This window comes from Hyphomonas sp. (genome assembly GCF_040882205.1).
Lineage (GTDB): Bacteria > Pseudomonadota > Alphaproteobacteria > Caulobacterales > Hyphomonadaceae > Hyphomonas.
Window position 1 is genome coordinate 1 of the sequence record NZ_JBBEBT010000328.1, and the last position, 11,986, is coordinate 11,986.

The 11,986-nt window shown below is 65.0% G+C and carries 10 protein-coding genes; 7 read left to right on the top strand and 3 right to left on the bottom strand.

Annotated elements, in window-relative coordinates; all coding sequences use genetic code 11:
* The 3 genes from WEA77_RS14155 to WEA77_RS14165 all read right to left on the bottom strand — a co-directional run.
* The coding region (locus WEA77_RS14155; RefSeq protein WP_368068523.1) for a cation:proton antiporter at positions 1-771 on the bottom strand (771 nt) is incomplete at its 3' end.
* A 325-nt stretch (positions 772-1,096) separates the two neighbouring features.
* Positions 1,097-1,465: a response regulator gene (locus WEA77_RS14160; RefSeq protein WP_368068524.1), complete on the bottom strand. Its 369-nt coding sequence runs from the start codon at positions 1,463-1,465 to the stop codon at positions 1,097-1,099.
* The gene (locus WEA77_RS14165; RefSeq protein WP_368068532.1) at positions 1,462-2,595 is read right to left on the bottom strand and encodes a sensor histidine kinase; all 1,134 of its coding nucleotides are present in this window, start codon (positions 2,593-2,595) and stop codon (positions 1,462-1,464) included. The genes WEA77_RS14160 and WEA77_RS14165 overlap by 4 nt, the downstream gene beginning before the upstream one ends.
* 243 nt (positions 2,596-2,838) lie before the next feature.
* Here WEA77_RS14165 and WEA77_RS14170 point away from each other — a divergent pair, with 243 nt between their 5' ends.
* The 7 genes from WEA77_RS14170 to WEA77_RS14200 form a co-directional block, all read left to right on the top strand.
* A complete protein-coding gene (locus tag WEA77_RS14170; protein WP_368068525.1) occupies positions 2,839-3,609 on the top strand; it encodes an SDR family NAD(P)-dependent oxidoreductase in 771 nt (256 codons plus the stop codon).
* A gap of 233 nt (positions 3,610-3,842) precedes the next feature.
* Positions 3,843-5,297 (top strand): TolC family protein, encoded by a 1,455-nt coding sequence (locus WEA77_RS14175; protein WP_368068526.1) that lies wholly within the window; start codon positions 3,843-3,845, stop codon positions 5,295-5,297.
* On the top strand, positions 5,294-6,460 hold the full coding sequence (locus WEA77_RS14180; protein WP_368068527.1) for an efflux RND transporter periplasmic adaptor subunit: 1,167 nt from the start codon (positions 5,294-5,296) through the stop codon (positions 6,458-6,460). The genes WEA77_RS14175 and WEA77_RS14180 overlap by 4 nt, the downstream gene beginning before the upstream one ends.
* 6 nt (positions 6,461-6,466) lie before the next feature.
* Positions 6,467-9,589: an efflux RND transporter permease subunit gene (locus WEA77_RS14185; protein ID WP_368068528.1), complete on the top strand. Its 3,123-nt coding sequence runs from the start codon at positions 6,467-6,469 to the stop codon at positions 9,587-9,589.
* Positions 9,590-9,704: 115 nt separating this feature from the next.
* Positions 9,705-10,226, top strand: a complete 522-nt coding sequence (locus WEA77_RS14190; RefSeq protein ID WP_368068529.1) for a thioesterase family protein — start codon at positions 9,705-9,707, stop codon at positions 10,224-10,226.
* Positions 10,223-11,170: a nucleoside hydrolase gene (locus WEA77_RS14195; protein ID WP_368068530.1), complete on the top strand. Its 948-nt coding sequence runs from the start codon at positions 10,223-10,225 to the stop codon at positions 11,168-11,170. The genes WEA77_RS14190 and WEA77_RS14195 overlap by 4 nt, the downstream gene beginning before the upstream one ends.
* On the top strand, positions 11,167-11,986 hold an 820-nt coding region (locus WEA77_RS14200), incomplete at its 3' end, for a ribokinase (protein WP_368068531.1). The genes WEA77_RS14195 and WEA77_RS14200, both read left to right, overlap by 4 nt.

Below are 11,986 nucleotides of genomic sequence, written 5' to 3' on the forward strand. Positions count from 1 at the left end.
GAATACCTCCGAGGCCGCGTAAGCCACCAGCGTGGCGCCAATGGCGACCAGCCCGTCGCGCGTGCCCGAAAGGTTCGAGTGCCCCCCGCCGAAGGTCAGCCAGCCAAGCCCGCGCCCGACCAGCCAGCCGATGCCGATACCGGCGCAGATACGCCAGACAACATCTACCAGCAGCCATTCGCCTGCCATTGCGGCGTCCGGCCAGATCGCCGCCGATGAGCCCGCCGCCGCGGCGAACACCAGCGCCAGGTAGACGAACGGGAACGCAAGTCCGTCATTGAGCCCCGCCTCGGACGTCAGCGCAAACCGCACTTCGTCTTCCTCGCCCGAGCCAGGCTTTCCCACCTGGACGTCCGACGCGAGCACGGGATCGGTGGGCGCCAAGGATGCAGCCAGCAACAACGCCATCGCCACCGGCAGGCCGAGGCCATAGACCGCCAGCAGCGTGACCGCGAGAATGGTTACCGGCATTGCAATCGCGAGCAAGCGCCAGGTGGTCGCCCAGGACCGCAGACCGATCTTCCGGTCGAGCTTCAGGCCCGCGCCCATCAGCGAAATGATGACGACAGCCTCGCAGAGCTTCTCGACGACCGTGTCGTAAGTGCGCGGATCAGGACCGAACCGCAGCCATCCCAGGCTGAACAACCCCGCCCCAAGCGCCACGCAAACGATCGACAGAGAAAGCGGTGCGGATTTCAGCGCCAGCGGCAACCAGGCCACGAGCAGAATGACAAGGCCGAGGCCAAGCAGGAAGGCAATGTATGGATCCACCCCCTCTACAACCCGGCCGCCGCGTATCGGTTCCCGCACAGCCGCGAACCGGATCGATATTGCGCGTTCAGCCTGCGCGCCTGACCGAGCTGTCAGCGTCAACTTTGTTGGCGCGGAAACTGCGCCTGCCCCCCTCACCCGCTTCAGTTCCGGACCTGAACCGTTCCGGTACAAATTCTGGTTCGGATCGCTCAGTCCGACCGAGGATTGGTCGCACCGCCATACGGGCTATCACGCAAGAAGCCCCGTACGCCTGTCAGCGGCTTTTTGATTCCAGCGATCAGTCCGTAGACGGATAAAATATCCACGCTGCCCGATGTCGGCGTCAGCTCGCCAGAAGCGCCGCCATGGCATCCATAATCGCATGGTCGTCATAGGGCTTCGAGAAGAACCGGCTTCCCACCGGCAGGTTGCCCTCCTCAAGAATGGCGTTTGCGGAAGCCACCAGCAACCTTAACGGCGGCCACCGCTCGCGGATGTCATGTGACAGCTTTATCCCGTCCATTGTCCCCGGCATCTGGACATCGGTGAAGACAATGTCGATGCCGGACCGGGCTTCCAGGATACGGATCGCCTCATCCGCATCGCTCGCCTCAAGCGCTTCGTAACCGGCCGACAGCACAATATCTACAGCGCCCAAACGAATCAGCACGTTGTCCTCAACAACGAGAACCACTGGTTTGCCATTGTTCATCGAATGCTCCGGTGACGGGAAGGCAGGTTGGCGCGGATTCGGCTGGAACACAGCGCTTCGGAAGCCATTGAGTTCCCAGGCAGCGGAGAAAAAAATTCGGGTTCGGTGCCGGCCATTTCCCGATGCCTCATTGTCACAGCTGTACCCGGGCCGGCATCGCTCGTCTCGATTTCGCCCTGCAGGTTCTTGGCGAGCGCCTCGATGAGGCCCGTGCCCAGTCCGGGCTTCGGCGCATCCCTTCCTTCGGACATGCCGGCCCCGTTATCCGTAACGGACAATGTCCATTCATGCCCGGTAGAGTGATAGGCGATCACGATCTTCCCCAACGATTGGTCTGCGAAGGCGTGCTTTAGCGAGTTGATGACAAGTTCCGTCACGGTCAGGCCCAGACTGACCGATATGTCAGCGCCTACTAAGCTTTCGCCGACGTCGACCTCAATCGTGAGCCGGGCCGGATCATCGATCATCGACGCGGCCAGGCTCCGGGAAAGCTGGTTCAGATAGGTTCGCAGGTTCACCATACCGTCCGTCGACGCCGAGAGCTGGCTTTGCAGGGCAGCAATCGACATGACCCGGCTTTGCGCGTTGTGGAGATGCCCGCACACCTCATCCGACTGGACCCGGCGCGCGCTCTGCATCAGAGGGCTGGCAATGATCTGGAGGCTGTTGGCAACCCGGCGCTGGACCTCCGTCAGCAGGATCGCGTTCCTGCGAACAAGATCATCCTTAAGCCGGGACTGCACGCGAGCTTGTGTGACGTCGGTAACGGCCAGAAGGAGCCGGGCATCCCCCTTGGGGCCGTCATCGAGCGTTCGCGCGTTGACGGCCAGGTTGCAGGCGGTCTGGTCCAGCTTCTGCAGGTCGAGTTCGTAGGCTTCGATCTGCGCACTCCCGGAAGCGGTCGCCGCCGGTAGGCAGGCAAGCTTGGGCATGGCCCATTCCCCGCTTCCCGGTTCTCCAAGGGGTTTGCCGAGAACCGTCGCGGGATCAATCTCGAGAGCCCGGCAAAACGAGGCGCTCGCGGCAATCACCTTCTGGTCGCTGGTCAGAACGAGCAGCGGCTCATGAGATGAAATCACGATCGCAATCGTGCTGGCGGCTTCGAAGTGAACAATTGGGGTTTTTAGCATGCCCGGGCCCTGAAGGGGCGGCGACCCACGGCGTGAGACTTTGCTCGGCAGGCGTGCGCTCTTTAAGACCTTGCAGTCCTGCGCCCAGAAGACCCCTGACACGCCAGGCGCAAAATCCCATGCTCCAAGTTAGGCGCCTGCCAGGTTCACCATCCCGCCTTTTCACCTATCGCACCGGGATATGGACTCTCTACCGTTTCCCGTCACAGTGCCGCCGCTCCAGATCAAGTCAGGAAACACGCCATGGATCTCCACCTCAAGGGCAAGAACGCGCTCATTCTCGGCGGCACGCGCGGCATCGGCCGGGCGATTGCCGATACGCTGGCGAAGGAAGGCGCGAATGTCGGCGTCTGCGCCCGCAATGCGGACCAGGTCGCCGCTGCCGTCGCCGAACTGAAAGCCCTTGGCGTAAAGGCCACCGGCGCCTCGGTCGACGTCACGGATGGCCCGGCCCTGAAGTCCTGGATCGCGTCTGCCGCCGGCGAACTCGGCGGGCTGGACCTTCTGATCTCGAATGCCGGCGCCATGGCGCAAGGCAATGATGTCTCCTCATGGGAGCAGAACTTCCAGCTTGACGTGCTCGCCGCCGTCAATGCGTTCGAAGCCGCCCAGCCGCTGCTCGGCAAGGCCGCGGAAAAATCCGGCGATGCCGCCGTCGTCATCATCTCCTCGATTTCCGCCGCGCAGGCTGACCGGGCTGACAGCTACGGCCCGATCAAGGCGGCGCTGATCCACATGGCCAAGGGCCTTGCCCGCCAGCATGCAAAGGCGGGTATCCGGGTCAACGTCGTCTCCCCCGGCATGGTTTTCTTCGAAGGCGGCGTCTGGGACACGGTGAAAAAGAACGCGCCGGACTTCTTCGCCGCCGCCAATGCCCGCAACCCGACCGGGCGATGCGCCACGCCTCAGGAGATCGCCAACGCCGCCGTCTTCCTCGCTTCTCCCCTGTCCTCCTACACCACCGGCTCCAACCTGATCGTCGACGGCGCCGTGTCCAGCCGGGTGAATTTCTAGGGGCCGGAAGCGCCCGCGTCCGCCGGTTAAGTGCCTGTAACCGTGATCACGAACCCGTGAGGCAGGCGAAAAGGCGCCCTCCAACCGCTGAAACCGCGTGACGGCGAAATAAACTAGCTGCACAGCGGCGGATTTCGGCCCGGAAAGCGTTTATGCTCATTTGACGGGTCTTAACGGGCCCGGGCTGCGCATTCGCTTGATCGGTAAGGTTCTCCGTCTATTTGTCGAGGCTCATGACAAGGTTATCTATCGCCCGCCCGGCCCGCACTGCGGGAATTGCGCTCGCAGTCCTGTTGGCCGCCGGCTGCGCCAGTGTGCCGGAAACCCCCGCCGCCGTGCCCGCAAGCCTTGAAGCCGGCGTGGCGTTTGCCTCGCTCCCCGGCGACGGCGCGCCCGGCGCCGACTGGTGGACCGGCTTTGACGATCCCGAACTGCAGCGCCTGGTCGAAGCTGGCCTGAAGGCCTCCCCGGTCCTTCGCGGCGCGGACTATTCGGTTGCCGAGGCCGAAGCCCTGCTCCGCCTTGCCCTGCTCGGCCGCAGCCCGTCGTTTTCCTCCTCTGCCAGCGCCTCTGCGGGCCGGCCGCTCGGCGGCGGTGACGATTTCGGGGCCAGCGGCGATTTCGGCCTCGCCTCCGGCTGGGAACTGGACGCCTTCGGCCGCATCGGCTTCGCCATCGAGGCGGCCCGCTTCGACGAGACGGCCGCGCGCGAACTGCGCCGCGATCTGGCGGTCACCATCGCCTCCGAAACCGCCCTCGCCTACATTGACCTGCGCAGCGCCGAAGCGCGCCTTGCGGTCGCCGACGCCAACGCTGCGGCCCAGAAGGACAGCCTCGACCTCGTCCGCACCCTGTTCGACAATGGCCGCGCCAACGAACTCGATCTCAGCCGCTCCGAAACGCAGTATCGCACGACGCTATCCTCCCTGCCCGTCTTTCGCGCGACCATCTCCGCCGCCCGCAACCGCCTGGCCGCGCTGACCGGCACCGCCGCTACGCAGCCCGCGCTTGCCTCCAGCCTCGACGCCGCCCGCGTTGCCCGCGTCCCGCGCCTCACGGCGCCGCTGAGCACCGGCGCACCGGAAGACATGCTGCGCCGCCGCCCCGATGTGCGCCTCGCCGAAGCCCGCATCGCCGCCGCCCTCGCCCTCGGCGACGCAGCCCGCGCCAACCTCTTCCCGCGCATCACCCTCAACGCCAATCTCTTCGGTGTGCTCAGCGATACCGGCGTTGTCTTCAACCAAGATTCCATCGGCTTCTCGATCGGCCCGGCCATCAGCTGGGCTGGCCCGGACCTGCGCCGCGTCTATGCCCAGATCGACGTCAACGATGCCCGCACGCGCGCCACCGTCGCCGATTATGAAGCCACCGTCCTCGACGCCCTCGCCGAAACCGAAACGGCGCTGTCCAACTATGTCACCGAGCGCCAGCGCCGGACAGACCTTGAAGCTGCGCTCACCTCCGCGCGCCGCTCCTTCGAACTCGCGCGCCTGCGTTTCCAGGAAGGCCTCGACTCCTCCCTCGACGTGCTCGACGCGCAGCGCACCCTGCTGACAGCGGAAGACCAGCTCGCCGTCAACGAAGCCGAAATCGCCCGCCGCGCCATCCGCGCCTATCGCAGTCTCGGCGGCATCTGGACCGATGAAGAACTCACCGCCTTCCGGGCGGCTCAGGAAGAAAATCCATGACCACGCCGACCTCCCGAACCTGGCCCCGCGCGTCTGCCCTTGCGGCGGGCGCCGCCATGCTGATCGCCCTCGCGATGCTTCCCGGCTGCTCGGAGATCGGCGCCGCACCGGGCCCCGGCGCCCCGGGCGGACGCGGTGGTCCGCCGGCCGCCAGCGTCTTCGCCGAACCCGCCCGCAACCAGACCTTCGCCAACCGCGTCGAAGCCATCGGCACGCTGGAAGCCAATGAGCGCGCCGACCTGACCCTTTCGGCGTCTGACCGCGTCACCGCCGTCTATTTTGAAGACGGCGAGCGCGTGAAAGCCGGCAAGACGCTGATCTCCCTCGCGCAACGCGAGCAGAGCGCGCTTGTCGAAGGCGCTGAAGCGGCCCTCGCCCAGGCCAATCAGGAACTTGCCCGCCTCGAGCCGCTCTCGGCGCAGGGCGCTGTCTCGAAAGCCGAGCTTGATCTCGCCCGCCGCGATTCCAACGCCGCCGCCGCCCAGCTGCGCGCCGTCCAGTCGCGCCAGCGCGACCGCGTACTCGTCGCTCCTTTCGACGGCGTCCTCGGGTTCCGGCGCGTCAGCGTCGGCTCCTTCGTCGGCCCCGGTGATGTCGTCGCCACGCTGATCGATGACAGTGTCATGCGTCTCGACTTCGCCGTACCGTCGATCGTCCTGAGCAGCCTGCAGCCCGGTGTCGCCATCGAAGCCCGCTCGAGCGATTTGCCCGGCATGACGTTCGAAGGCACGGTCGATAGCATCAATAACTCGATTGACCCGGTCACCCGCTCTGTCCGTGTACGGGCAATGATCCCGAACGCCGACGGCCAGCTGAAAGCGGGCATGTTCGTCGCGGTCACGCTGCTCGCCCAGCCGCGCGAAGCGCTTTCGGTGCCCGAAAGCGCCTTGCAGCCGCTCGGTCCGGAGACCTTTGTCTGGGTCGTTTCGGACGGCGAGCAAGGCCTTGTTGCGAACCGTGTGAAAGTCGAAACCGGCCTGCGCCAGGAAGGCCGCGTCGAAGTGCTCGCCGGCCTACAGCCCGGCCAGCGTGTTGTCTCGGAAGGCGCCTTGCGGCTTCGTGAAGGTGCGCCCATCATTCTTCGTGACCAGGCGATCCTTAAGCCGTCACTGGCCGTCGGGCCAGGCGGCGGCGCAGAGACGTCCGCAGCAAACCGGGAATAGATTGCCATGATCCTGTCGGATACCTCGATCACGCGTCCCGTCTTCGCCTGGGTGCTTGCCCTGGTGCTCATCGTGTTCGGCCTGGTTTCTTTCTCGCGTCTGGCCCTGCGCGAGTATCCCGACATCGACCCGCCTGTCGTCTCGATCTCTACCAACTATCCCGGCGCCTCGGCCTCGGTGATCGAAACCCGCATCACACAGATCATCGAAGACCGGATCGCCGGTGTGGAAGGCGTGCGTTTCATCAACTCGCGCTCCTCCGATGGCCGCTCCAACATCTCTATCGAATTCCGCATTGACCGCGATATCGAGTCCGCTGCGAATGACGTGCGCGACCGGGTTTCTGGCATTGTCGACCTTCTGCCCGCCGAAGCCGATCCGCCGGAAGTCGAGAAAGCCGACGCCGATGATGACGTGATCCTCTGGATGAACCTCGCCAGCGAAAAGCTGGCAACCCCCGAACTCACCGATTATGCCAACCGCTATCTCGTCGACCGTTTCTCGGCGCTCGACGGTGTCGCCCGCGTGCAGGTCGGCGGCGCCCGCGACTTTGCGATGCGCGTCTGGATCGACCGGCGCGCGCTCGCCGCCCGCGGCCTTGTCGCCAGCGATATCGAACGCGCCCTTCGCTCGGAAAACATCGAAGCGCCTGCCGGCAATCTGGAGTCCGGCGACCTTTACTACACGATGCGGATCGACCGCGCATTCCGGAATGTCGAGGATTTTTCTGGCCTCGTGATCGCCCAGGGCGAGGGTTATCTCGTCCGTCTCGGCGATGTCGCCCGCGTTGAACGCGGCACAGTCGATGACCGCACGACGTTTCGCGGCAACGGCGAGCCGATGGTTGGTCTCGGTATCGTCAAACAGTCCACCGCCAACACTGTTGACGTTGCGAAAGCCGCCAAGGAACTCGCGGACGAACTCAACGCGACGCTGCCGGACGGAATGCAGATCTACCGCTCCTTCGACAGTTCGCTCTTCATCGAGGCCTCGATCCGCGAAGTCTGGCTCACACTCGCCATCACGGTCGGCCTTGTTACCCTGGTCATTTTCCTCTTCCTCGGCAGCCTGCGTGCCACCATCATTCCGGCAATTACCGTGCCGGTCTCGGTGACCGCCACGTTCATCATCATGTACGCGCTTGGTCTGTCGCTGAACCTCCTGACACTGCTTGCGCTCGTGCTCGCCATCGGCCTCATCGTGGACGACGCGATCGTCGTGCTCGAAAACATCGACCGGCGCATGAAGGAACTGGGCGAGACACCGCTCGTCGCTGCGTTCAACGGCACCCGCCAGGTCGGCTTTGCCGTGCTGGCCACCACGATGGTGCTGATGGCCGTGTTCATTCCGATCACCTTCATGGGCGGTAATACCGGCCGGCTGTTTACGGAGTTCGCCGTTGCCATCGCCGCATCTGTGGCCTTCTCGTGCTTTGTCGCCCTGTCGCTCTCGCCGATGATCGCATCGAAAATCCTGACGCCGTACACCGGAAAACGCAAAGGGATCGTGGCCTTCCTGCCCAACATGGTCGACCACGTGTTCAGCGCCATCAAATGGCTCTACGGCCACGTGTTCGACGTGATCGTGCGCTTCCCGGTCATCGTCATTGCCGGGCTGCTCGCCGCCTTTGCCGCGATCTGGATCCTGTACCAGACCCTCGGCCAGGAGTACGCGCCGCGCGAAGACCGCGGCAGCTTCTTCGTCTCCGTACGGGGACCGGAGGGCGCCTCCTTCGAGTACATGTCCAAATACCTCGACGAGATCGAGCGCCGGCTTCTTCCGTATACGGAGTCCGGCGAGATCAGCCGCCTCCTCGTACGTGCGCCCGGCTTCGGCTCGAACGCTTACAATCAGGGCAACGTCGTTGCCGTGCTCGATGACTGGGCGAACCGCCGACCGGCCGATGAAGTGATCAAAGAGATCAACGGAAAGTTGTCCGACCTTCCCGGCATCCGCGCCTTCGCCCTGATGCGCCAGGGTCTTGCAGGCGGCGGCGGCAAGCCGGTCCAGTTCGTCATCGGCGGACCCTCCTACGAGCAGGTCGTCGAGTGGCGTGACATCTTCCTCGCTGCTGTCGAAACCGACAATCCGGGCCTCACCGATATCGACTGGGACTACAAGGAAACCCAGCCGCAATACCGGATCGAGATTGACTATGCGCGCGCCGCAGACCTCGGCGTCACGGTCTCCGAAATTGGCTCGACCCTCCAGACCATGCTCGGCTCGCGCCGCGTCACCACCTATATCGACCAGGGCGAGGAGTATGACGTCATCCTCGAGGGCCTGCGCTCGGAGCAGTCCACCCCCAACGATGTGCAGAACATCTATGTCCGCTCGACCCGCTCCGGCGAACTCGTCCCGCTCGCCAGCGTCATCACCATCGTGCCCTTCGCCGACAGCCCGACACTGAACCGCTATAACCGCGTGCGCGCGATCACCATTGACGCAAACCTCGCGCCCGGGGTGAACCTCGGCGATGCCCTCGCCGGAATGGAACGCATTGCCCGCGATAGCCTGCCCCAGGAAGCCTCCATCGACTTCAAGGGCCAGTCCCTCGAGTTCCGCTCTTCAGGCTCGTCCATCCTGTTTGTCTTCGGCCTCGGCCTGCTGATCGTCTTTCTCGTGCTCGCCGCGCAGTTCGAAAGCTGGATCCACCCGCTGGTGATCATCCTCGCGGTCCCCGCCACGCTCGCGGGCGGCATGCTTGGCCTCTGGCTCACCGGCCAGACACTGAACATCTATACCCAGATCGGCCTCATCATGCTCGTCGGCCTGGCGGCTAAGAACGGGATTCTCGTCGTCGAGTTTGCCAACCAGCTGCGCGATGAAGGCAAGGCATTCGACATCGCCCTGAAGGAAGCCTCCCTCGCCCGCCTGCGCCCGATCCTGATGACCGGCATGACCACCGCCGCCGGCGCCCTGCCGCTGATCTTCACCCACGGCGCCGGCGCCGAGACGCGCACGGCCATCGGCATCGTCGTCTTCTTCGGCGCCCTAGCCTCAGTCACCGTCGCCCTGCTGGTGGTCCCGGCGGCCTACAGCCTGCTCGCCCGCCGTACCGGCTCGCCCGGCGACGTAGCCCGCAAGCTCGAGGCCGAATCCGAAGCTCTCACCCAGCCCGCAGAGTAAACAGGGCCAATCCGGCCGCATGACTAATTTAATCGGCACGGCGCTTGAAAGCGTCGGCGGTGCTCCGCATACATAAGCCTGATAAACAGGGCTGCGGAAACAGCCGGACCCGCCCATGAACCTCTTTTTCCGTTTTCTCAGGGTCTTCCTTCCCGCCTTCTTCTCGAAGGTGAAGACCGCGATCCTCGACCTGCACATCGTCCGTTCTGCCGTCTGGCTCGGCGATCAGGACCCGATGGGCCACATGACCAATTCGCGCTATTCCTCATTCACCGACCTCGGCACGATGAACTTCATGGGCCGCACAGGCGCCCTGAAGACCTATCGCAAGCGCGGCTGGATCCCGATCGTCCAGTACGAATCCTTCAATTACAGTCGTATGCTGCGCTATCCGCAGAAGTTCGAACTGCAGACGCGCCTCGCCGGATGGGATGACTGTTTCATCTGCTTCGAGCATAAGTTCATCTCGAAAGGTCAGGTCCACGCGACCAGCCGCATGGTCGCGCGTCTCTACGGCCGCAAGAAGGCAAAGGTCACCGCAGACATGGCGATGGAAGCCCTCGGCGTGAAATTCGAAAGCCCGCCGCTCGATGAGCACTACCAGCGCATCATCGCCGAATTGCAGGCCCGCGAATGACTGCCTTGCCGAAGTCCGCCCCCCTCCCCCTGATCATCGACTGCGACCCCGGTATTGATGATGCTGTCATGCTGATGATCGCCCTGATGTCCCCGAAACTGGACGTGCAGGCGATCACCGCCGTCGCCGGCAATGTGCCCCTTCGCCTGACCAGCCGGAATGCCCGGATGATCTGTGAACGGATGGGCCGCCCCGATGTGCCGGTCCATGCCGGCTGCCCCCGCCCGATGCTGCGCAAACCCGTCACGGCGGAAGACTTTCACGGCATGAGCGGCATCGAGGGTATCGAGATTTTCGAGCCGAAGGCGCCCCTCGCCCCTGGCCACGGCGTGAGCGAACTGATCGCGCGCCTCTCCGCCGCGAGGCCCGCCAGCCAGACCGTCATCCTCTCCGGCCCGATGACCAATCTCGCCGCCGCCCTCGTGATGGCGCCCGAGATCGCCAATAGCATCGGTCATCTCGTCGTCATGGCCGGCGGCGACCGCATCAGCGGCAACGTCACGCCCTTCGCCGAGTTCAACGTCTTCGCCGACCCCCATGCCGCCGCCATCGTGTTCGATGCAAATATCCGCACCACGGTGCTCAGCCTCGACGTCACCCACACCGTGCGCGCAGAAGCGCCCCGCCTGGACAGCCTGGGCAAGCTGCCCGGCACCGATGCAAGGATGATGGCCGACCTGCTTGCCGCCGGCAACAAGCTGGAGGCCCGCTGGAAAAACGGCCAGATGGCGCCGATGCATGATCCGTCTACGGTCGTTTACCTGATCGCCCCTGAAATCTTCCAGACCAGGCCCTGCCGTGTCAGCGTCGTCACGCGCCCCGGTGACCAGTTCGGCCGCACGAAGGTAAAGGACACCAGAAGCGGCCCCCACTCCTGGGTCACCGCCGCCGATGCCGATGCCTTCTTCGCCGTCATCGAGACCCTCCTGAAAGCGCGCGCATGATCACCGTTGTCGGTTCCGTCAATCTCGACCTCGTCGCCTCCGGCGCGCCGCTCCCGCATCCGGGCGAAACGGTCACCGGCGCCCGCCTCGCGCGCTATCCAGGCGGCAAGGGCGCCAACCAGGCGCTTGCCGCCGCGCGCCTCGGCCACAAGGTTCGCCTCGTCGCCGCCGTCGGTAATGACGACATGGCCGAGGAAGCCCTGAAGCTGCTGCGCAATGGCGGCGTCGATCTATCGTCCACGCAGTACCTGAACGGCGAAACCACCGGCGTCGCCCTCATCGCTGTCTCGCCCGAAGGCGAAAACCTGATCGTCGTCTGTCCAGGTGCAAACAATGCGCTCGGCGCAGGTGATGTCGCCGGCGCGCCGATCCAGCACATGCTCGGCGTCCTCGAAGTCCCCGTCCCCGCGCTCCTCGCCGCCGCGCAGCGCGCCACCGGCCTCGTCGCGCTGAACCTCGCCCCCGCACTGCCCGTGCCGGACGCGCTGCTGGCGGAAGCTGACCTCCTCGTCGTCAACGAAACCGAAGCCGCCTTCTATGGCGCCGCCCTCCACGCCCCGGGCTGCCTCGTTGCCATCTCGCTCGGCGAGAACGGGGCGCAGCTCTGGAAAGGCGGTAAACAGATCGCCTCGGCAAAGCCGCCCAAGGTGCGCGTCGTCGACACCGTCGGCGCCGGCGACACCTTCTTTGCCGCCCTCGCCGCTGCCCTCATCGAAGGTATGGGCGAGACCGCCGCCCTCACCTTTGCGGTCGCCGCCAGCGCCCTGACCTGCACCCGCCCCGGCGCCCAGCCCAGCCTCCCCACCCGCGCCGAAG